Here is a 21,779-nt window from a genome sequence, read left to right as displayed (position 1 = left end):
CTCCTATCCAATCATTACTCGCCTTTAAATGCGCGTTTTACTTTGTCAAAGAAACTCATTTCTTGTTCATCCGGCAGGTTTCCGCTGACTTCAGCGAACTCGCGGATGATGTCTTTTTGTTTGTCTGTCAGATTCGTCGGTGTGACGACGCGGACGACAATGTGCTGGTCGCCTTGTCCGTAGCCCCGGACGTTCTGAACGCCTTTGCCTCTTAATCTGAATTTCGTGCCGGTTTGTGTGCCGGCAGGTATTTTCAATTTCACTTTTCCGTGAAGCGTCGGCACTTCCACTTCGTCTCCGAGTGCCGCTTGGGCAAACGTTAACGGCATTTCGCAATAAATATCGTCTCCGTCGCGTTCAAAGAACTCGTGGGCGCGCACATGGAATACGACAAACAGATCTCCCGCAGGCCCTCCGTTTACGCCAGGTTCACCTTGGCCCGGAACGCGCAGCTGCTGTCCGTCATCCACACCGGCAGGAATCGTGACATTGATTTTTTTCCGTTTTTTCACTTTGCCCGTGCCGCCGCAGTCAGAACACTTGTTTTTGATGATTTTTCCTGTTCCTTCACAGTGGTGGCAGACTCTTCGGTTAACCACTTTGCCAAACGGCGTGTTCTGTTCGACGTTCAGCTGGCCTGAACCTCCGCAGTGCGAGCACGTATCCGGCTTTGTTCCCGGCTTTGCGCCCGATCCTTTACATGTTTCGCAATTCTCTTCGCGCGGAATTTCAATGATCGTTTCTTTTCCGAAAGCCGCGTCTTCAAATGACAGGGTCATTGTATACTGCAGATCCGCGCCTTGCCGCGGCGCATTCGGGTCACGGCGTCTCGTGCCGCCTCCGAAGATGCTTGAGAATATGTCATCGAAACCGAAGCCGCCGAAGTCTCCGCCGCCTCCGAAACCGCCGCCGAATCCCTGGTTAGGGTCTGTATGGCCGAATTGGTCATATTGAGCGCGTTTTTGGTCGTCTGAGAGCGCTTCGTACGCTTCTTTTACCTCTTTGAATTTTTCATCTGCTCCGGATTCTTTATTGATATCAGGATGATATTTTTTTGAAAGCTTCCGATAGGCTTTTTTGATTTCATCCTTTGAAGCGCTCTTACTTACCCCAAGCACTTCATAGTAATCACGCTTACTCATCTCGCTTCACTCTCCCGAATTTCTCACATAAATTAGATTGTATCATTTTGAATTATGTTTTTTCAATTCCTTTTATCCCGGGCAAGAAAAAAAGTCAAAGCCAAGAGATGCCTGACTTTGACTTTCTGTCTGTTGAATCAGAATATGCTGTGTGTTCTTCCGCCTATAGCCATGCGGGAAAGAACTTATTTTTTCGTTTCGTCGTCTTTTACTTCTTCGTATTCCGCATCGACAACGTTGTCGTCCGCTTTTTTGCCTTCAGCGTTCGCTCCGCCTTCAGCCTGCTGCGCTTTTGCCGCTTCTTCATAAAGCTTCATAGAAAGCTCTTGAACGATTGTTTGAAGCTCATCTTTTTTCGCTTTGATGTCTTCAATTTCGTTTTTCTCGATAGCGGCTTTCAGCGCGTCTTTCGCGTCGTTTGCTTTTTTCACTTGCTCTTCGTCCACTTTGCCTTCCAGATCTTTTAATGTTTTTTCCGTTTGGAACACAAGCTGGTCAGCTTCGTTGCGGACTTCGATTTCTTCTTTTCTCTTCGCATCAGCGTCAGCGTTTTCTTCCGCTTCTTTTACCATGCGTTCGATCTCATCATCAGAAAGACCTGAAGAAGATTTGATTGTAATGTTTTGTTCTTTTCCTGTGCCTAAGTCTTTCGCTCTTACATTTACGATACCGTTTTTGTCAATATCGAAAGAAACTTCGATTTGCGGTACGCCGCGCGGTGCAGGCGGGATATCAGTAAGCTGGAAGCGGCCGAGCGTTTTGTTGTCGGCAGACATCGGGCGCTCACCTTGAAGCACGTGAATGTCAACAGCCGTTTGGTTGTCAGCTGCAGTTGAGAATACTTGAGACTTGCTCGTCGGAATTGTCGTGTTGCGGTCGATCAGTTTCGTGAACACGCCGCCCATTGTTTCAATACCGAGAGAAAGCGGTGTAACGTCAAGAAGAACAACGTCTTTTACGTCTCCCGTGATGACGCCGCCTTGAATCGCTGCACCCAGCGCTACAACTTCATCAGGGTTTACGCCTTTATGCGCTTCTTTACCCGTTTCTTTTTTAATTGCTTCCTGTACGGCAGGAATACGTGTTGATCCGCCGACAAGGATAACTTTGTCGATTTCGCTCGCAGAAAGATCCGCATCTTGAAGAGCCTGACGGACAGGAGCCATTGTGCGCTCAACAAGGTGAGCGGAAAGCTCTTCGAATTTAGCGCGGGTCAGTGTCAGCTCAAGGTGAAGAGGACCTGCTTCTCCCGCTGTGATAAATGGTAAAGAAATTTGTGTAGATGATACGCCGGAAAGATCTTTTTTCGCTTTCTCAGCCGCATCTTTCAAACGCTGAAGCGCCATTTTGTCTTTTGAAAGATCAATGCCGTTTTCTTTTTTGAATTCTGCTACGAGATGATCGATGATGACTTGGTCAAAGTCGTCCCCGCCAAGACGGTTGTCACCGGCAGTTGAACGGACTTCAAACACGCCGTCGCCAAGTTCAAGAACAGATACGTCAAACGTACCGCCGCCAAGGTCGTAAACAAGAATCGTTTGGTCTTCGTCCGTTTTATCAAGTCCGTATGCAAGCGCTGCTGCAGTCGGCTCGTTGATAATACGCTCTACTTCAAGACCGGCGATTTTACCGGCATCTTTTGTCGCTTGGCGCTCTGCATCGTTGAAGTATGCAGGAACCGTGATAACGGCTTTTGAAACTGTTTCGCCGAGGTAGCTTTCAGCGTATGCTTTCAGATGCTGAAGGATAATAGCTGACACTTCTTGAGGCGTGTAGTCTTTTCCTTCGATTTCCACTTTATAGTCAGTACCCATATGGCGTTTAACAGACATGATTGTGTTAGGATTTGTGATTGATTGGCGTTTCGCCACTTCCCCTACTTGGCGCTCGCCGTTTTTAAATGCAACGACTGACGGAGTCGTACGGTTTCCTTCAGCGTTGGCGATAACTGTAGGCTCTCCGCCTTCAAGCACTGCCACACATGAGTTTGTCGTACCCAAGTCAATTCCGATTACTTTACTCACTTTGAATTACCTCCTGCTATGTAGTTATTGATTCACTTTTACCATTGAAGGACGGATGACGCGATCCTTCAGTTTGTAGCCTTTTTGCAGTTCTTCGATAACAATATTGCTGCCGAAGTTTTCATCTTCCACCTGCATGACGGCTTGGTGAAGGTTCGGATCAAATTCCTGACCGACAGCTTCGATGGCTTCAACGCCTTCTTTTTCAAGTGCGTCCATCAGCTGGCGGCGGACCATTTCCATACCTTGCAGCAAGCTTTTTGTCTGCTCGCTTTCAGCTTCTACCTGTAACGCCCGTTCAAAGTTGTCGAGAGCCGGAAGGATTTCCGTTACGACGTTTTGAGAACGGTATTTCTGAGCAGCTTCCATTTCAAGGCGGCTGCGTCGTTTATAGTTTTCAAAGTCTGCTTGAACACGCAAAAGCTTGTTTTCTTTTTCATCAAGCAAACCCTGCAATTCATCAATTTGGTGCTGAAGGGCTTCTTCCTGACCTGCCGTTTCTTCATGCTGCTCTTGTGAAGCCGCTTGTTCTGCCTGTTCTGTCACTTCTTCTTGTTCTGCTGCTTCAACCTGTTCTGCGGTTTGTTTTTCTTCTGACATTGTGTTCACCTCCCTCAAATGCTGTAAAAAGATGACTGAAAATGATTGCCAAAATTCCCTTATTCATCATACAAACTTGTGAATGCTTTTGACAAGTCCGAAGTCACGTGCTGCAGCAGGCTGACGACTCTTGAATAATCCATGCGCGTCGGCCCGATAATCGCGATTGATCCGATCTGTTTCGTATCAACTGTATAAGTGGCCGTGATTAAGCTGCAGTTTTCCATTTCTTCGTAGTCGTTTTCTTTCCCGATTTTGATTGAAATCCCGGCTTTTGATGACTGAAACAGCTTCAGAACATCCTGCTCTTTTTCAATTAAAGATAAGAGCGAGCGGACCCTTTCAATATCGTGGAACTCCGGCTGATTCAGCATGTTGATCTTTCCGCCGAAAAACAATTTCTCAACGTGGGCCGCCGGATGGAATGTGGAGCGGAGCGATTCAAGTATGCTGTCATAGTTGGCGATATGCTGCCTTAAATATGTAACAACCTCTTTAAAAATGCGCTCATTCAGTTCGTCCATCGGCACGCCCGCTAATCGATCGTTTAATATATTGACCAGTTTTTCAATATCGGCCAAATCCACTTTAGCCGGGAAATTGATGGTGCGGTTTTCGACATGCCCCGTGTTCGTGACGAGGATGGCGACCGCCTTATCCGGCTGGATCGGAACGATTTGAATCTGTTTAAGATAGTTCTCGCTCAGCGTCGGCCCGAGGACAATCGATGTGTAGTTTGTCAGGTCGGACAGGATTTGCGCTGATTTTTGGACTGTTTTTTCCAGCTCGAAGATTTTTTCTTTAAATATCGAGTGAATTAAATCCAGATCGGTTTTTGTCAGCTTGACGGGTGACAGCAAATGATCGACATAATACCTGTACCCTTTTTCCGACGGAATCCGTCCTGAGGATGAATGGGTTTTTTCAATAAAGCCCAATTCCTCCAAGTCAGCCATCTCGTTTCTGATCGTTGCAGAGCTGAATGTAATCTCGTCTTTTTTTGAAAGAGTTCTTGATCCTACAGGCTGCGCTGATTGTATAAAATCATTAATAATAACTTGCAGGATCAACAGCTGACGATTTGTTAACATCATCATCACCCCTGTTAGCACTCAAGGTCAGCGAGTGCTAATTCTATATCAAAAGTAACAAACCAAAAGAAAAATGTCAATTATAACTCACCCAAAAAAGCGCCAAAAACCTCATTTCCTAATAATTTGCCCTCATGCGTTAATGCAACCGATTCTTCCGTGTCACAGATCAGGCCTTTTTCGGTTAAATCTTTGAGAACATCGGGAAACAGTTCGTCGACCGAGCGTCCGAATTTATCGAGAAAAGCTTGCTTTTGTACGCCGGACATTTTTCTGAGACCGAGGAACATTTCTTCTTCAATCTGCTCCTCCCGTGTCACCTCGTGCGTATCACGGTAAGGCAGCCCCTTCTCTTCGATGAGCTGAATGTAATGTTTCACAGGCCCGGCGTTGACGGTGCGCGTGCCGCTGATATACCCGTGAGCGCCTGCGCCAAAACCGAAATACGCTTCATTGCTCCAATACGTCAGATTATGCTGAGACTCGTATCCGGGCTTTGCAAAGTTACTGATCTCGTATTGACGGATGCCCGCTTCACTCATCTGCCTCATGACCGTTTCATACATCTCGGCCTCTTGTTCTTGCGCCGGGAGATGCAGGCGGCCTTTTTGCATTAAATTATAAAACACCGTTTTCGGCTCTACGATCAGCGAGTAAACGGAATAGTGCTCCGCATCAAGAGACAAAGCCGTTTTGACGGAATTGTCAAGATCGGCCAGCGTCTGACCCGGCAGGCCGAACATCAAATCGAGACTGATGTTGTCAAAGCCGAGAGCCCTCGCACGTTCAAAGGAAGTGAATACGTCCTTTTGTTTATGCACTCTCCCGATTTTTTGTAAAAGCTCATCTTCAAAGGTTTGAACACCGAAGCTCAGCCGGTTGACACCGGCATTTTTCATGATTTTTAATTTTTCCGGGGACAAATCATCCGGATTCGCTTCCGCGGCAAATTCTATGAGTCCGTCAGAAGGTTTCAGCACGCGGTGAATGGAATCCATCAATTTTTCCAGCTGGGCGGGTGAGAGCGATGTCGGCGTGCCTCCCCCGATAAAAATCGTGCGGAGATCAGGGCGTCCCGTCCGTTCTATTGTATTTATCATTTCCTTTTCGAGTGAGTTTAAGTACTCATCGACAGGCTGGCTCTGAATAAAATATTTATTGAAATCGCAATAGTGGCAGATATGCTCACAAAACGGAATATGAATATAAGCTGATTTCATTTTGAAACACCTTCTTCTTTACAGAAAGAAGCCGCAGCGCGGGACTGCGGCGGCTTCCGTTATTTTTTCGGGCTGTCATCCATTTTAAGAACGGCCATAAACGCTTCCTGCGGCACTTCTACCGAGCCGACCTGCTTCATCCGGCGTTTTCCTTCTTTTTGTTTTTCAAGAAGCTTCCGTTTCCGCGAGATGTCTCCTCCGTAACATTTTGCAAGGACGTTTTTCCGCATGGCCTTAATGGTTGAGCGGGCCACGATTTTCTGTCCGATCGCTGCCTGCACGGGCACTTCGAATTGCTGGCGGGGGATCAATTCTTTCAATTTTTCGACGATGACTTTCCCGCGCTCGTATGCGTAATCGCGGTGCACGATAAACGACAGCGCATCAATTTTTTCTGCATTCAGCATAATGTCCATTTTGACGAGTTTGGACGGTTTGTAGCCGATCAGCTCGTAATCGAAAGAGGCGTACCCTTTCGTGCTGGATTTCAGCTGATCAAAAAATTCATATACGATTTCCGCAAGAGGCATCTCATATACAATGCTGACCCGGTTGGCGTCTAAGTACTGCATATCGATAAAGTTGCCCCGTTTCCCCTGACAAAGCTCCATAACCGCTCCGACGTAATCGTTCGGAACCATCATCGTCGCTTTGACATAAGGTTCTTCCACCCGCTCTATTTTTTGCGGGTCAGGCATGTTTGACGGGTTATCCACGATGATCTTTTCGCCGTCCGTCATATAAACGTCATAAATAACGCTCGGCGCGGTCGTAATAAGGTCAATTTTAAATTCCCGTTCAATCCGCTCTTGAATGATTTCCATGTGAAGCATTCCTAAAAAACCGCAGCGGAAACCGAAGCCGAGGGCTTGTGACGTCTCCGCCTCGTATTGAAGAGATGAATCGTTCAATTCAAGTTTTTCCAGAGCTTCGCGCAAATCATTATATTTGGCTGTGTCAATCGGATAAAGTCCGCAGTATACCATCGGATTGAGTTTGCGGTAGCCCGGAAGCGCTTCTGCCGCAGGCTTAACCGCGCTCGTGATCGTATCACCGACACGGGTGTCGCCGACGTTTTTGATTGCGGCTGTCAAATAGCCTACGTCACCGACTGTCAATTCGTCAGCCGGCTGCGCTTTCGGCGTGAAGACGCCGACTTCAATGACTTCAAACTCTTTTCCGGTTGCCATCATTTTAATTTTCTGGCCCGGTTTGACCGTTCCTTCTACGACTCTGATATACGCGACGACTCCGCGGTACGCGTCATAAAGCGAGTCAAAGATGAGCGCTTTCAGCGGAGCTTCCGGATCTCCCGCGGGAGCCGGCACTTTTTCTACGATCTGTTCTAAAATGTCTTCGATGCCGATGCCCGCTTTCGCTGAAGCGAGGACGGCGTCTGAAGCGTCAAGGCCGATAACGTCCTCAACCTCTTGACGCACACGTTCTGGCTCTGCGCTCGGAAGATCGATTTTATTAATGACAGGAAGAATCTCAAGATCATTATCAAGCGCCAGATAGACGTTCGCCAATGTCTGCGCTTCTATTCCCTGAGCCGCATCAACAACGAGAATCGCGCCTTCACAGGCAGCCAGGCTTCGCGAAACTTCATATGTAAAGTCGACGTGTCCGGGCGTGTCGATGAGATGGAATATATATTCTTCTCCGTCTTTTGCTTTGTATTTCAGCTGAACGGAATTTAATTTGATGGTAATTCCCCGTTCGCGTTCAAGGTCCATTGAATCAAGCAATTGTTCTTTCATTTCCCGCTGGGTGATCGCCGATGTTTTTTCTAAAATCCGATCCGCCAAGGTCGATTTGCCGTGGTCTATGTGGGCGATGATGGAGAAATTCCGGATTCTTGACTGCCTCTCTAAACGCTTTTCTTTATCTGTCACAATCTATCACTCCTACTATTAAACGCAAAATACACTAGCTTAGATTATATCAATAGGATTGTAAACATTCAATTAAAACAAGAAAGAGAAAAGCTTCCTTTAAGGAATCATCCGCTTTTCTCTTCATCAATGCTATCGGTTCAGTTTCGAAACCCACTCGTACATCGCCTGCGCCGAGTCTGTCACGGTATTTGAAAGGGTTTCTCCCGCTTTTGAAAACAGGTTGAAGGTTTCCGCCTGTTCCAGCTGTTTTTGTTTTTCTTCCAGATCTTTCGCCGTAACGGTTTGCCCCAAAATGGAAGCTTCTTTTTCCTGTCCTTCTCCGCCGCCGAGCGTGAATGCTCCTTTTAAGGAGGGATCTTTGTATCCTTTCATATCAAGCATTCCGCTGTTTGCCTGCTGCATGCCGAACAAAACGCCGAAAAACATGACAATGGCGATCAGCAGGCATTTGCCGGTAAAACGGATCATTCGAATCACCTGATTTCTATTGTTTTTTCTTCTCTCCTGATTGCGAGCTGACCTTGTCTGCATCCCAGTACAGTTCGCTGAACACATCGGCCACGGCATCTGATGCGCGCCTCAGTTCTTCTAGATTGTTATCCACGCCCCCGAATTCCAGCAGAAGCGACCTGTCGTTTAAATCCTGGTTGTATACTCCATTATCTCCCGGAGAGCCTTTTGATAAAACACCGACGCTTAAGCCGGGGTATTTTTTCTCCATCAGCTTATGAAGTTCACTTGCGAGTTTATAGTTTTCTTCAAAATTAGCGCTTTTTTTGCCGACCACGATGGCGACTCTGGCATAGCTTTTTCCTTTGATGTCGGCTGTCGTATTTTTCTTGCGGCGGGAATCCCGGTGAATGTCTATGGTATATTGCAGGTTTTTATTTTTGGCGAGCGCGCTTTTTACGACCGGCCTTGATTCGTCATAGCTTCGCGCATAATTTAAGCCGTCTTTGTTCAGGCGGGCCTGAATGTCGGTTTTATCTACGGCCGCTCCTACACCTTGCGCTTCAAGCGCTTTTCCGAACATATCTCCGACAAGCGTGACATTGGCCTTCGAATGGCGGGCGTTATCCGGATTTGTTTCCCCCTTTAACAGAGGAAGATAGGATTCGGTATTATGAGTGTGGTAAATAAAAACGACTTTTTTGCTGCCTGTTGAATGTTTCGGCGGCGCCGTTTCTTCTTTTTTCGTTTTGTTTTCGATTTCTGCCAGGTTCACTTCTTTTTCTTTTTCCATCACCTTTGACGGCGGCGGAGATTCAGCAGGCATATTCGTATAATCCGTCCCCTGCCCCGCCAGAAGGATCTCCGTATCGTATTGGGCAAATCCCGGCAGCTCACGTCCCAAGAAACTCCGCGGGTCTTCCATATTAATACTTGTCGCCAGTTTTAAGGAAAGCCGGGACAGCTGAAAAGAGTCTTTTTCAGGAAGCTCTGAGGCGAAATAATGATTTTCCATACCGAGGAGGTGTGCAAACGCGTCACCCGGAAGTTCTCCGGCAATTCCGTGAAGAGAATCCGAAGAAAGCCTCAGTTCAGGGCGAAGCGATGTGAGCACACCCGATAATACGAAAATAACGATAAGGCTTGTCATAAACAAAAACATGCCCTTGAGCGCATTTCCACCGTTTACTGCAACGACAATTTGACGGTTTCTGCGTTTTTTTCTCATGATTTGAATCCCTCCAGCGCTTGTCTAGTAATTACTCTATGAACAAGCTAGAGGAGGTAGAACCATTTTAATGATTATAAGAGCCTTTGTTATCTTGTGACACTTTTTCATGAAGGGCGGTGTTTAACCCGTTTGCAAGCACGTTCGCCATATCATCAATAAAGGTGTCAATCTCCTTCGGCGTGACCATCAGATTATGGCCGAGCGGAGAAAGCACTTCGTGAATCAGCTGGCGTTTTTCGTTTTCGTCCAGCGTGCCGACAATACCGAGAAAGGATTGGCGCTCTTTTTCTCCGGGAAGGTCTTCGTCTGTCAGCACCTTCTTTTTGCCGAAGTTCATTCCGGCGGGCACCAGAGATCTTGACGGGCTGTCATCTTTCATCTCTCTGCCGAAATGCTTTAATATATAATCCACCGTATCGCTCGCGATCGTAACCGCATCAACGACAGTCGGTACCCCGATTGCGATGATGGGGATGCCGAGCGTCTCCTTGCTTAATTCTTTTCTCTTATTGCCGACGCCTGATCCCGGGTGAATGCCCGTATCAGAAAATTGGATGGTCGTGTTCACCCTTTCAACGGCTCTTGCCGCAAGAGCGTCTACCGCAATCACAAAATCCGGCTTTGATTCTTTGATCACACCTTGAATAATATCGCTCGTTTCAATTCCCGTTAATCCCATCACACCGGGAGCAAGCGCGCTGACCGGCCTGTACCCTTCCTGCACGTTTTCCGGCTGAAGCCTGAACAGATGCCTTGTCACAAGAAGGTTTTCGGTCACGAGAGGGCCGAGCGCATCCGGCGTCACATTCCAGTTGCCGAGACCGACGATCAAACAGCTTGCATCCTTTGGAATCTTTAATGCCGACAGATAGGCGGAAAATTCCTCGGCAAACACTTCCGTTACTTTTTCCTGCATGTCAGAGTCGTGTTCCCGAACCCCTTGAGCCTCGATCGTGACATAGCGTCCCTGCTTTTTCCCCGATAGCTCGGCGCCTTCTTTGGTAATATCGACGGTTCTGACTTTAATGCCGCCCTTGTCGCGTTCTTTTTCAATAAACCCGTTTATTTCTTTTGTCTGACCGGCTTGTCCGTCTTTTACCGCCTGTTTCGTTTCTACCGCTAAATCCGTCCGTATCAGAAATTGATTGACATCCAGTTCGTTGTTTTTCACAGGAAAGACCTCCTTCAATCATCGTGGTACATAGTGTGACCATTTACAAAACGAATCATGCGAATTTACCCATCAACGAAAAATACTTTACATTTATATTGCAATCTAAAGTTCTGTTTGATAGAATACAATTTGTTCTATTGTGAAGAAGATTTAACCTTAAGACACTGTGCTACAGGTTGTATCTTAGGAGGTGAAACACATGCCAAACATTAAATCAGCGATTAAACGTACAAAAACAAACAACGAACGCCGCGCTCATAACGCGACAATCAAATCTGCTATGCGTACTGCAATCAAACAAGTTGAAGCTTCTGTTGCTAACAACGAAGCGGATAAAGCGAAAACTGCTCTTTCTGAAGCAGCGAAACGCATTGATAAAGCAGTGAAAACAGGTCTTGTACACAAAAATGCCGCAGCTCGATACAAATCTAGACTTGCGAAACAAGTGAACGGACTTTCTGCATAATACAAAAACGATCCCTTTAACGGGGATCGTTTTTTTCATTCAGTCCGGAGAAGCTCAAGGAGAAAGAGCTCCAGCAAGAGCTGCTTGTCCTTTTTCCCCGTTTTCATTTCATAATCCATCACTGCGAGCCTTTCTATAATACGCCGCAGCTCTTCTTCAGAAAAAAGCCTCGCCTGATCCACCGCCAGCTTTACCCGGAAGGGGTGCACCTTTAAATTGGAAGCGATTTGCTTTTGGCCGTATCCTTGTCCCGCAAAATACTTTGTCTGCATAATCAGACGGAATTGGTTGGCGATCAGCGCCATAATTTTGATCGGTTCTTCGTTTTGTTTTAAAAGATCATAAAATATTTGAAGACTTTCCGTCCGTTTTCGGTTCACGATTTTGTTGATCAGCTCAAAAATATTCTGCTCCAAACTTCTTGCGACAAGCTCCCGGACATCTTCAAGCGTGATCTCATGTCTGTCACCGGTGTAGGCGGAGAGTTTTTGTATTTCCTGATATATGGAAGACAGATGGCCGTTTGCAAGCAGAACCAAATGCTCGGCAGCTTCTGTATCCATCGTTTTATTTTCGGATTTCGCCAGATTAATCGTAAAATCAGTCGTCTCCTTTGCATTCAGCTCCTTAGCTTCAATCATAAGGGCTTTTTGCTTCAGCGCTTTCGTCAGCTTTTTCCGTTCGTCCAGCTTTTCATACGGAGCCACAATCACAAAGACCGTATAAGGCGCAGGCTCCTTCAGGTAAGTCTCCAAAGCGCTTGTATTATGCTCTATTTTTTCTTTCTTTTTTTCCCCTGTTAAAAAAGACGGATTTTTTACGATAACCAGCCGCTTCTCTCCCATAAACGGAAACGTTTCCGCATCGGTTATGGCCTGGTCAAGCGGATCCTCTTCAAGATCAAAAACAGACAGGTTAAAATCTTTAGTCTCCTCATCAACGACAGCTTGTCTGATCCGGCTGACAGTCTCTTGGAGCAGATACGTTTCTTTTCCGTATAAGCAATAAACGGAGCGGACATCCCCTTTTTTCAGGGCTTTCCAAACATCAAATACCATGATCGTATGACTTCCTCTCTTTCTTGATCCCCTTCTATCCTAAATTGAGTTCGGCAAATAGTAAAGAGGAAGCTTTAAAAAGGACAGCTTCCTCATTTATAATAAACGCCTGATTCACAAGCTCCCGGGTCTGCTTGTAAAAAGGCGATAATCACAAGAACAGAAAACGTTACCATCACTTCTAGATTTTTCAAAACAATTCCAGTATACTTAGGGAAGTCAGGAGGGATGAAATTGAATGATTTTGAAAAAAACGTTCAAAGCAAACGAAATGATGCTGTTGACTCAGCTGTCGGTTTTGTCGTGTCCTTCGGATTTTTCGCCTTTTTGTTCGTGATGGCAACAGCCATCCATCTTATCGGCTCTTAGCCGCATTCCGGGCTGCTGTCAATCGGCAGTCTTTTTTACTTCTTGCGCCCTGGTTTCTTCTATATCATATGGAGGGAAGACGGAAAACGTTCCGGCGCCTTTTTCAAATCTGTATTGAATCGTTCCGCTGATATCGGTGCGAAGCACATTGACAGAGTACGCCTTCAAACGATCCAGCACTTCTTCATGCGGATGATGGTATCGATTCTCTTTTTCTGCTGAAATCAGCGCTGCTTCCGGCTGAAGCTGTTTCAAAAAGGCTTCACTCGTTGAGCTTTTGCTGCCGTGATGACCCGCCTTCAATATATCAGCCTTCAGTTTCGGATACGTTTTCAGCACTTCTGTTTCGCCGTCCGATTCTAAATCTCCCGTCAAAAGCCAGCTCACTCCGCCTAAAACCGTCCAAAGCACCAGTGATGAATCATTTTTACTCTTTCCGTCAGATGACTCCGGAGACAGCACCTGAAACTGAAGATCACCCGCTGTAATGGTGTCGCCCCGTTTTGCTTCGGCAACGGGAATGTTGTTTTCTTTCGCCATTTTTAATATGTTCTGATCCTTCGGTTCTTTTACGAATCCCACGGGGACAATTAACCGTTTGACTCTATGATTTTTGATTAACACTCCGGCTTCTCCGATGTGATCCTGATCCGCATGGGTTAAAATCAGCGCATCCAGCTTTTTCACCCCTTTTCCGTTTAAAAACGGAATCAAAACCTTCTCGCCGATAGAATACGGGTGGCGTTTTTCTTTCCATGATTCTCCGGGATAAGCAATCACTCCCCCTGTATCAACCATTACGGTCCCTTTGCGGTGCGGCGCGCTTATAAACAGCGAGTCTCCCTGCCCGATATCAAGCATATCCGCTTCTCCCCATGGACTGAAATACGGACGGCATATTAAATAAGCCAAAACCGCGCAGAAAAAAAGAGCCGATTTCCTGAGTTTTAAAAAACCTCCCTTTTCCAAAGCCGCAAAAAGCGTAAAAACGGAAACCGCAAGCAGAAGAAGGGAAAGAAAGTCAGGCTTTGACACAATCATAGTAAATAAATCAACGGATGCCGCATATGTAATGAAATCATGCACAGGCTTCATCACAAGGTCAAACATATCAAACAAACATTCTCCCACCTGCCTTGAAAGCAAAAGAAGAAGGAAGCCGATGACAGAAACCGGAATGACAAATAACGTATAAAATGGCACCATCACCATGTTCATCGGAAAACTGACAAGTGAAATTTGCTGAAAATGATAGAGAAGAAACGGAAGTGAGCTGAGCTCTGCAATGAATGAGGCCATCGCAAGCCCGGCAAGTCTGCTTTTCCCTGCTTTCTTTAAAATGGAGGATGACAGAATTAAAGAGGCGCTTACCGCAAAGGAAAGCTGGAAGCCCGCCTGCCAAAGGAGGTAAGGATTAAACAGCAGGAGCAGCAGATAAGACAGAGACAATGCAGCAGAGGAATGAATGCCGCGTTTAACAAGAGTTCCGGCGATATAAAATCCCAGCATGAGGGATGCGCGCAATACGGATGGGGCGGCACCGCTCAGCAGCGTATACACCGGCAAAAACAGCAGCAGCAACATCCCCGCCTTTTCTCTTGTCAGCCCGATTCTGATCAGAGCATAAAATAGTCCCGCCGTAATAAGACCGACATGCATTCCGGAAATCGCCATTAAATGAACGACTCCCAAATTTTGATATGCACTCAGTATATCGTCCTCTATAGAAAATCTTTCACCTAAGGTCAGCGCTTCAACAATTCCGGCGGAAGATTCAGGCACGTGATTCCGAATGATTGAAATCAAATTTTTTCTGATGTTCAGCAGTTTAAACAGCGGCTGTTTGGATTTTTCACACCGCTGAATGGAAGTCACGGAAAATAACCAGTGAATCTGCTGAGAGTAAAGATATTCCTTATAATCAAAACCTCCGGGAATCGTCGCATGTGCAGGCTGTTCCAGAGATCCTGTAAACGTGCAGCGCATCCCCGGTTCAAGCTGTTCAATGAGTCTCTTTTCCTCAAGAGACCGGATTTTATACGAAGCCGCCCATTTTTCCTTGTCATGTGTACGGATAACGGCTGACATTTTCGCTCCGTCAACCTTCGGAATATTAGTGATGACGGCCTGTTCAGTATAACTGCCGGCCTGATATAGCGTTACATTCGCAGCGTCACAAACCGTATAAAGAAAGAAATAAACACAAAAAGAAACGAGGCAGATGATAACCGGGGCAGGCTGCTTTGTTTTTATCATAATAAAGAGAAGATACAGAAGAAAAAGGAGCAGAACCCAGAAGACATGAGCGGCGGCAATCCCCGCAGTTGCAGAAACCGCCGCCAGAGGCAGAAGAAGGTATTTATATTTCATTTATACGTAACTGGTAAACAGCTCATTGGCCTGTTCATGAATTTTTTTCAGTTCATCTGCCTTAACTCCCGCATCAGATAATTGCTGAATCAGACCTGCGACAAAAGACAATTTTTCGCGGTTTTTCAGATCGATGATCATTTCATCAAGTTCGACCTGCTCCACCTTGACTCCGGCTTGGCTGAACAGCTCTTTTGCATAAGGCTGTGTTTTGTAATCTTCGGCATAATAGACCGTTTTGATGCCTGCCTGGATAATTGATTTGCAGCATTGAATACAAGGATAATGCGTCACATAAATTTCGGCGCCCTCCGTCGGAACACCGAACTTAGAACATTGCAGAATCGCATTCATCTCTGCATGTATGGTCCTCTGGCAATGATTATCTATTAAAAGGCATCCTTCATCAGCGCAATGGACGCCGCCGGCAATTGAGCCGTTGTATCCGCCGGCAATCATCCGCTTATCTCTGACTACGGTTGCCCCGACTGACAGTCTCGGACATGTGCTTCTCAGCGCCAGCAAATGGCTTTGCGCCATAAAATATTGATTCCATGAGATTCGTTCCACAAGTGTTCCCTCCAAAAAGTCTTGTTGCTTTTCTAAGTTTACATAGATTTAAGCAGAACCGTCAATTCACTTTACCGTAATGGAAGTTTTTATCCGCTCAAATGACTTTTCTCCAAAGCCTGATACATTCATCAAATCTTCAGCAGTCTGAAACCGTCCGTTTTCTTCTCGGTAGGCGATAATGGCTTCCGCTTTTTTCTGCCCCACCCCGGAAATCGCCTGAAGTTCGTCCAAAGATGCCGTATTGATATTGACAGCTGCATTCTCCTTTTCACCCGCTGCTGTTTTCGGGTGATTCTCTTCTTCGCCTTCACTCGGAATATAAACAATCGTCCCGTCCTGCAGTTGCTCTGCTAAATTAACATTCAATTCATCCGCCTTTTTCTTCAGACCGCCGGCTTTTTCAATGGCTTGCGTCACTCTGTCTCCCGCTTTCATTTCATACACGCCGGGATTTCGGACCGCGCCTTTCACATCAATCATAATCTTGTCGTCTGCGGTGTCTTTTTTGTCCGCGACGGATGCTGAGGCTGTTTGGCCGAGCACGGACTGCTGTTTGACCGGCTCTTCCTTTTCAGGACGAAACAGCCAAATGCAGATAAAAACCGCCCCTGCCGCAAGACAAGCGCCCAGAATTTTCAGGTTCCGCCGCAGCCGCTCCGTCATCATCGCTTTCGTCATATTGCATTGCCTCCCCGCATAAGGTTTAGAGGATTAAGGGAAAAAGGAGGGGAACTCATTGAAAATAGGCTTTATCGGCACCGGAAACATGGGAACGATCCTGATTGAATCGTTTATCGAATCAAACGCTGCCGATCCCTCACATATCACCATCACAAACAGAACAATCGAAAAAGCATTAAAACTAAAAGAACGTTTCAGCGGCATCCATGTCACTGAGGATCAGGAAAAGCTCGTACAGGATAATGAAATAATATTCATTTGTGTAAAACCGCTGGATATATATCCTTTGCTGAAAAAACTCACACCGCATTTACGGAAAGATCACATTTTAATCTCCATTACCAGCCCCGTTCAGACGGATCAGATTGAACATACGGTTCCGTGTCAGACGGCCCGCGTCATTCCGAGCATTACGAACCGCGCCTTGGCCGGCGTCTCGCTTGTTACGTTCGGCAAAAGCTGCAGCGAGGCAGCAAAAGCAGATATTCAAACACTGTTCACTCATATTTCAAAACCTGTGGAAATCAGCAGCAGCATTACAAGAGCGGCGTCAGACATTGTCAGCTGCGGGCCCGCTTTTATGAGTTATCTCGTTCAGCGCTTTATTGACGCGGCAGTGGAAGAAACGGACATCACCAAAGAAGAAGCCGTGATTATGTCGACAGAAATGCTTGTCGGTCTCGGAAAGCTTCTTGAAACGGGGCATTACACGCTTCCCGCCTTGCAGGAAAAAGTATGCGTAAAAGGCGGCGTCACCGGAGAAGGACTGAAGGCTCTCGAAAGCGGTGTTCAGGATATGTTCAATCGTGTCTTTCAGCGTACACATGACAAATACGATGAAGATATATTGTTAGTGAAGAAGCAATTTCACGTGTAACTGAGTATGCCATAAAGAGCTTTATCGCGCCAATCGCAAAAAATGCATTTTAAAAACCATCGTTCCGTTTAAACGATGGTTTTTGGTTTGCCTGCCGTAAAGAAAAGACGTTCAGACTCTGTTGAAGGAGGCCGGTCTGTAAAATCAGCCGTCACTTTCTTCAATTCAAATCCGGTCTCTGCAAGCATTTGTTTATATTCTTCAATGTAAAATGTTTTTTGCTCATGCGTCTCGTCATAGCGGTCATAAGATTGTCCGTTCCATACGAAAAAGGACATATCATGGATGACAGAAAGCTCTTCATCGCCGGCAAAGCTTTGCCAGATATAGCTGATCTGCTCATCCTGATCCGCATGGGTGCTGTCCGGAAAAAGCTCCGTCATTTTATACGGGGAATGGACGTCAAACAGAAGCAGGCCGCCCTCCTTCAAAACTTGAAAAACACTTTTGAAGGTGCTTAAGACATCATTTTTCGTTTTTAAGTAATTTAGGGAATCACAGCAGATGACTACGGCATCAAACTGTTCTTCAAAACCGGAAAGCTCTCTCATATCCTGCTGGAGAAAAAGAATCGGCTTTCCTGTTTTTTTCTGCTGGGCACAGCTCAGCATATCTTCACTCAAATCAATCCCCGTGACTTCGCAGCCTTTTTCAGCAAGCCTGATGGATATTTCTCCGGTTCCGCAGGCAAGATCAAGCACCCTTCCCTTTTCCGGAAGAGACGCTTCGATCCAGCCCGCCCATTCATCATACGGCGCATGGGACATTAACTCGTCATATACACCGGCGAAGCCTTGGTAAATCATGAGTTCAAGCCGAGTTCAAGCTCTGCGAGCGGCGCGTCGCCCCATAGCTTTTCAAGATTATAGTAGCTTCTTTCATCTTTATGGAAAACGTGGACAATGACGTCGCCGAGATCAACTAAAACCCAGCGGGCCTCATCAAACCCTTCCATCTTTTTGACATCAATGCCGTTTTCTTCTGCCTGATCTTTAATTTCGCGCGCAATTGCCTGAACCTGTTTATCAGAATTCCCGTGGCAGATTAAAAAGTAATCCGCTACAAGTGAGATTCCTTCCATGTCCAGCGCTAAAATATCTTCTGCACGTTTATCGTCGCATGCTTTTGCCGCGATTTTTAATACGGAAGCTTGATTCATTTTCCATATTCCTCCTGTCGTTTTTGAGACACCAGCCAGTTATAGGTTGCAAACGTCTCCGGAAAGACCGGCTGGTTTTTGTTCATCAGAAATATCATTGTATTTTTCATCGCTTGTATGAGCGCTTCGTTCAGATCTGTTTCCGCCAGACGGCGCACCTCTTCCACTCCGGGAAAGTGGCGGCCGGGTTCAATGTAATCCGCAACGTAGATGACTTTGTCTAAAAGGGTCATTCCGGGACGCCCTGACGTGTGATAGCGGATTGCATCCAAGATCTCGGGATCAGTGATCCCCGCTTCTTTCTCAGCCAAATACGCTCCCACAGGGGCATGCCACAGCTCGGCATTGTAATCCAAGAGCTCAGCCGGCATTTTTTCCCGCACGATGATCTGCTTCATTTCTTCTTTCGGCCGGAATTTCGCATAATCATGAAAAATAGCAGCCATTTCCGCTTTTTTCGGATCTGCTCCGAACCGGCCTGCGAGAATAACCGCCGTATCTGTCACGCCGATTGTGTGGATGTAGCGATGCTCGGTCAGCTGTTCTTTGACGCAGGCAAGTGCTTCCTCACGATTCATATAAATCATTCTCCTCTATATACTGCCTCACTTTATCCGGCATTAAGTATTGCGTCGGCTTTTTTGCTTTGAGACGTTCTCTCAGCATCGTTGACGAAACGTCAAATTCCGGAACGTCGGCAAAAAGCAGCGGGTACGGGGTCTCAATATGATACCCCGGGCGCCGCACTCCGATAAATTGAATGAGCGTGAGCAGTTCGTCCAGTTTGTACCATTTCGGCAGATATTCAATCATATCCGCCCCGATAATAAAGAAAAGCTTGTCGTTCGGGTGCCGCTCCTTCAGTAAACGGACGGTATCATAGGTATAAGAAGGGCCTTTCCGGTCCATTTCCGCAAGCTCAAGCTTAAAGCCGGAATTAGAGCTGATGGCAAGCTTCAGCATCTCCACCCGGTGCCGGCTGTCTGTAAAGTCTTCATTCTGCTTATGCGGCGGGATTTTATTGGGCATAAACCAAATCTCATCGAGCTCCGCCTGATGAAGGACTTCATTAGCCATCAGAAGATGTCCGTTGTGCGGAGGGTCAAATGTGCCCCCGAATATTCCGATTTTCTTCATGTCAACCACCTTACGGAAGCTCGATTTGTTTATTTTCCTTTGATTCCTTATACAATACGATCGTATTTCCGATCGTCTGCACCAATTGTGAGCGGCTGCCTTTCACAAGCGCTTCTGCGACATCGTTTTTATCGTCTTCGCAGTTTTGAAGCACACTGACTTTAATCAGCTCTCTTGCTTCTAAAGCCTCGGCAATCTGTTTCACCATGTTTTCGTTGACTCCGCCTTTTCCCACTTGAAAAATAGGCGTTAAATGATGCGCTTTTGAACGCAAAAACCGTTTTTGTTTTCCTGTTAACATTGTGTTCCTCCTAGTTTTCCTTCAACAATTGCTCTCATTAAGCTGCTGTCAGGCTCTTGTTCCGTCCACAGCTTGAAAGACAGTGCAGCCTGTTCCACAAACATGCCGACACCGTCAAGGGTTGTTAAACCTCTTTTTTCAGCTTCTTTTAAGAACGCCGTTTGAATCGGGTTGTATACGATATCACAAACGATGGCGCCCGTTTTGGCCCGTTCCAATGAGAGCGGCACTGCATCCGTTTTCGGATACATGCCGACAGATGTTGTATGAATAATGACGTCATATTGTTCAAGCTGATTTTCAGCTTCTTTTAAAGTAAGGGCGCGTTTCTGCTGAAAAGAGGGAGCGGCAGAAATAAGACTTTCTGCTTTTTCCGGCGTGCGGTTGCAAACGTCAAATTGTTTCGGCTCTCTGCGGACGATCGTCGTAAAAATAGCTCTTGCCGCTCCTCCCGCCCCAATCATGAGGATGGAGAGCTCTGATATCGGCTTGTCCAATACTTTGACTAAGGATTTATAAAACCCATCTCCGTCAGTATTATACCCGATGAGCCTGTCTCCCTCTCTTTTGACGGTATTTACGGCCCCGAGTACTTTCGCGCTTTCATGTATTTCATCCAGATGCTCCAGGATCGCGACTTTATGCGGGACTGTGACGTTCACTCCGCAGATGCCAAGCGCCTTGATTCCGTTAACGGCGTCCTTGAGATAATGAGGTTCCACCTGAAACGCAAAATACTGCCCGTTGATGTTCTTATCTTGCAAAGCCGCGTTATGAATATCGGGTGACATTGAATGCCCGATCGGATTTCCGATTACTCCGTACAATTGTTTCATGCTCCCTCTCCCCTTCTCTCTATATTAATGAACGGCGGACAAATACGTGTACGCCTTTCGGAGCGTATGCCGTTATTTTTTTATCTGCTTGCTGCACCGTGACCCAGCCGAGTCCGGAAAAAACGATATCCGTCTTTCCTTCTTTAATCGTAAACGTGTGGGCCGTGAGCTCCGGAAATTCATCCAAATGATCTTTTCCGGGCGGGGTAAGCAGTTCTCCCGCATGCTTTTCGTATAAGGCATCAGCATTTTCAAGCTTTGTTCTGTGAATCATCAATTCATTCGGCATATAGCATACAAACGCCGTTTTATCGCCTGATACATAGTCAAACCGGGCAAGCCCGCCGAAATAAAGCGTTTGTTTTTCATTCAGCTGAAAAGTGCGCGGCTTCAGTTCTTTTTTCGGTGTCAGCACCTTTAAGTCACGCTTGTCCACGTAATGCGCCATCTGGTGATGGTTAATGATTCCCGGCGTATCATAAAGCGCAGATCCGTCATCAAGCGGGATTTCAATCGCATCAAGCGTCGTGCCCGGAAATTGAGAGGTGGTAATAATATTCTCTTCCCCTGAGACCTCTTTAATAATCCGGTTGATAAATGTGGATTTACCGACATTGGTACAGCCCACCACATACACATCGCGCCCTTCGCGGTAATGTTCAATGGCGTCAATGACTTCCTTCATCCCTTGTCCGCGGGAAGCGCTGATTAAATAGACATCAAGGGGTTTTAAGCCGTATTCTTTCGCTTCGCGTTTCATCCATTGGACGAGCCGTTCCCGTTTTACGGATTTCGGCAGGATATCGGCCTTATTACCGACAAGAATGATCGGATTACCGCCGACAAAGCGGTTCAGCCCGTTTATCCAGCTTCCGTTAAAATCAAAAATATCAACGACTTTGACAATAAGAGAGTCAGTATCGCCGATTGTGTGCAAAATATTTAAAAAGTCATCATCCGTTAATGAAACATCTTGAATTTCATTGTAATTTTTCAGTCTGAAGCAGCGCTGGCAGATGACATTCTCTTTTGTGAGCGATGCCTTTGGCGCGTATCCGAGACCTTGTTTATCCTCGGTCTGGATCGTTACTCCGCAGCCGATGCAAACAACCTTTTCCATTC

The 21,779-nt window shown here is 46.4% G+C and carries 22 protein-coding genes and 2 pseudogenes; 3 read left to right on the top strand and 21 right to left on the bottom strand.

Annotation, left to right across the window (positions count from 1 at the left end; translation table 11 throughout):
• Nucleotides 1-14: 14 nt before the first annotated feature.
• The 9 genes from dnaJ to gpr all read right to left on the bottom strand — a co-directional run bounded on the left by dnaJ (nucleotide 15) and on the right by gpr (nucleotide 10,827).
• Nucleotides 15-1,142, bottom strand: coding sequence for a molecular chaperone DnaJ (gene dnaJ / locus G9F48_RS12155; protein WP_003152895.1), 1,128 nt, complete (start codon nucleotides 1,140-1,142; stop codon nucleotides 15-17).
• Nucleotides 1,143-1,327: 185 nt separating this feature from the next.
• Complete coding sequence (dnaK, locus tag G9F48_RS12150) at nucleotides 1,328-3,166, bottom strand: molecular chaperone DnaK (protein WP_007408273.1); 1,839 nt, start codon at nucleotides 3,164-3,166, stop codon at nucleotides 1,328-1,330.
• Between the two features lie 24 nt (nucleotides 3,167-3,190).
• Entirely contained in the window at nucleotides 3,191-3,766 is a 576-nt protein-coding gene (gene grpE, locus G9F48_RS12145) for a nucleotide exchange factor GrpE (RefSeq protein WP_003152892.1), read from the bottom strand.
• Between the two features lie 59 nt (nucleotides 3,767-3,825).
• Complete coding sequence (gene hrcA / locus G9F48_RS12140) at nucleotides 3,826-4,857, bottom strand: heat-inducible transcriptional repressor HrcA (protein ID WP_017418176.1); 1,032 nt, start codon at nucleotides 4,855-4,857, stop codon at nucleotides 3,826-3,828.
• An 80-nt stretch (nucleotides 4,858-4,937) separates the two neighbouring features.
• On the bottom strand, nucleotides 4,938-6,077 hold the full coding sequence (gene hemW, locus G9F48_RS12135) for a radical SAM family heme chaperone HemW (RefSeq protein WP_003152887.1): 1,140 nt from the start codon (nucleotides 6,075-6,077) through the stop codon (nucleotides 4,938-4,940).
• Nucleotides 6,078-6,136: 59 nt separating this feature from the next.
• On the bottom strand, nucleotides 6,137-7,972 hold the full coding sequence (gene lepA, locus G9F48_RS12130; RefSeq protein WP_013352938.1) for a translation elongation factor 4: 1,836 nt from the start codon (nucleotides 7,970-7,972) through the stop codon (nucleotides 6,137-6,139).
• Nucleotides 7,973-8,104: 132 nt separating this feature from the next.
• Nucleotides 8,105-8,443, bottom strand: a complete 339-nt coding sequence (locus G9F48_RS12125; RefSeq protein ID WP_007408270.1) for a YqxA family protein — start codon at nucleotides 8,441-8,443, stop codon at nucleotides 8,105-8,107.
• Nucleotides 8,444-8,459: 16 nt separating this feature from the next.
• Nucleotides 8,460-9,653, bottom strand: coding sequence for a stage II sporulation protein P (gene spoIIP, locus G9F48_RS12120; protein WP_103526740.1), 1,194 nt, complete (start codon nucleotides 9,651-9,653; stop codon nucleotides 8,460-8,462).
• 67 nt (nucleotides 9,654-9,720) lie between these two features.
• Nucleotides 9,721-10,827, bottom strand: a complete 1,107-nt coding sequence (gene gpr / locus G9F48_RS12115) for a GPR endopeptidase (protein WP_165409545.1) — start codon at nucleotides 10,825-10,827, stop codon at nucleotides 9,721-9,723.
• Between the two features lie 202 nt (nucleotides 10,828-11,029).
• On the opposite strand from gpr, the gene rpsT reads away from it, so the two are divergent.
• Nucleotides 11,030-11,296, top strand: a complete 267-nt coding sequence (rpsT, locus tag G9F48_RS12110; protein ID WP_003152876.1) for a 30S ribosomal protein S20 — start codon at nucleotides 11,030-11,032, stop codon at nucleotides 11,294-11,296.
• A 16-nt stretch (nucleotides 11,297-11,312) separates the two neighbouring features.
• Here the strand turns inward: rpsT and holA are convergent.
• Both holA and G9F48_RS12100 read right to left on the bottom strand, forming a co-directional pair.
• A pseudogene (gene holA / locus G9F48_RS12105) lies at nucleotides 11,313-12,354 on the bottom strand (DNA polymerase III subunit delta).
• Nucleotides 12,355-12,393: 39 nt separating this feature from the next.
• Nucleotides 12,394-12,548: pseudogene (locus tag G9F48_RS12100) on the bottom strand (hypothetical protein).
• 40 nt (nucleotides 12,549-12,588) lie between these two features.
• Here G9F48_RS12100 and G9F48_RS12095 point away from each other — a divergent pair.
• Nucleotides 12,589-12,723 carry a YqzM family protein gene (locus G9F48_RS12095; RefSeq protein WP_003152870.1) on the top strand — a complete coding sequence of 45 codons (135 nt, stop codon included), beginning with the start codon at nucleotides 12,589-12,591 and terminating at the stop codon, nucleotides 12,721-12,723.
• Nucleotides 12,724-12,741: 18 nt separating this feature from the next.
• Here the strand turns inward: G9F48_RS12095 and G9F48_RS12090 are convergent, their stop codons facing one another.
• From G9F48_RS12090 to G9F48_RS12080, 3 genes are all read right to left on the bottom strand, one after another.
• Entirely contained in the window at nucleotides 12,742-15,093 is a 2,352-nt protein-coding gene (locus tag G9F48_RS12090; protein WP_165409544.1) for a DNA internalization-related competence protein ComEC/Rec2, read from the bottom strand.
• Nucleotides 15,094-15,663 carry a ComE operon protein 2 gene (locus G9F48_RS12085; protein ID WP_003152868.1) on the bottom strand — a complete coding sequence of 190 codons (570 nt, stop codon included), beginning with the start codon at nucleotides 15,661-15,663 and terminating at the stop codon, nucleotides 15,094-15,096.
• Between the two features lie 66 nt (nucleotides 15,664-15,729).
• The gene (locus G9F48_RS12080) at nucleotides 15,730-16,344 is read right to left on the bottom strand and encodes a helix-hairpin-helix domain-containing protein (RefSeq protein WP_165409543.1); all 615 of its coding nucleotides are present in this window, start codon (nucleotides 16,342-16,344) and stop codon (nucleotides 15,730-15,732) included.
• 58 nt (nucleotides 16,345-16,402) lie between these two features.
• Here G9F48_RS12080 and comER point away from each other — a divergent pair, with 58 nt between their 5' ends.
• On the top strand, nucleotides 16,403-17,224 hold the full coding sequence (gene comER, locus G9F48_RS12075; protein WP_165409542.1) for a late competence protein ComER: 822 nt from the start codon (nucleotides 16,403-16,405) through the stop codon (nucleotides 17,222-17,224).
• 68 nt (nucleotides 17,225-17,292) lie between these two features.
• Here comER and G9F48_RS12070 read toward each other — a convergent pair whose 3' ends face one another.
• Genes G9F48_RS12070 through yqeH form a run of 7 tightly spaced genes read right to left on the bottom strand, consistent with a single transcriptional unit; the run spans nucleotide 17,293 to nucleotide 21,777 of the window.
• A complete protein-coding gene (locus G9F48_RS12070; RefSeq protein ID WP_014305450.1) occupies nucleotides 17,293-18,030 on the bottom strand; it encodes a class I SAM-dependent DNA methyltransferase in 738 nt (245 codons plus the stop codon).
• On the bottom strand, nucleotides 18,027-18,383 hold the full coding sequence (rsfS, locus tag G9F48_RS12065) for a ribosome silencing factor (RefSeq protein WP_003152864.1): 357 nt from the start codon (nucleotides 18,381-18,383) through the stop codon (nucleotides 18,027-18,029). The genes G9F48_RS12070 and rsfS overlap by 4 nt, the downstream gene beginning before the upstream one ends.
• Entirely contained in the window at nucleotides 18,380-18,961 is a 582-nt protein-coding gene (yqeK, locus tag G9F48_RS12060; protein WP_017418181.1) for a bis(5'-nucleosyl)-tetraphosphatase (symmetrical) YqeK, read from the bottom strand. The genes rsfS and yqeK overlap by 4 nt, the downstream gene beginning before the upstream one ends.
• Nucleotides 18,951-19,520 (bottom strand): nicotinate-nucleotide adenylyltransferase, encoded by a 570-nt coding sequence (locus G9F48_RS12055; RefSeq protein ID WP_007408258.1) that lies wholly within the window; start codon nucleotides 19,518-19,520, stop codon nucleotides 18,951-18,953. Before G9F48_RS12055 ends, yqeK begins: the two co-directional genes overlap by 11 nt.
• Nucleotides 19,521-19,530: 10 nt before the next feature.
• Nucleotides 19,531-19,821, bottom strand: coding sequence for a ribosome assembly RNA-binding protein YhbY (yhbY, locus tag G9F48_RS12050; protein WP_003152858.1), 291 nt, complete (start codon nucleotides 19,819-19,821; stop codon nucleotides 19,531-19,533).
• Entirely contained in the window at nucleotides 19,815-20,657 is an 843-nt protein-coding gene (gene aroE, locus G9F48_RS12045; protein WP_165409541.1) for a shikimate dehydrogenase, read from the bottom strand. The genes yhbY and aroE overlap by 7 nt, the downstream gene beginning before the upstream one ends.
• A 19-nt stretch (nucleotides 20,658-20,676) precedes the next feature.
• Nucleotides 20,677-21,777 (bottom strand): ribosome biogenesis GTPase YqeH, encoded by a 1,101-nt coding sequence (gene yqeH, locus G9F48_RS12040; protein ID WP_156735574.1) that lies wholly within the window; start codon nucleotides 21,775-21,777, stop codon nucleotides 20,677-20,679.
• Nucleotides 21,778-21,779 lie beyond the last annotated feature (2 nt).

Origin of the sequence: Bacillus sp. EKM420B, from assembly GCF_011065565.1 — a bacterium.
In the GTDB taxonomy this organism is placed as follows: domain Bacteria; phylum Bacillota; class Bacilli; order Bacillales; family Bacillaceae; genus Bacillus; species Bacillus velezensis.
Note: the sequence above shows the minus strand (reverse complement) of the source record. Positions and strands in the feature narration are given on the sequence as shown.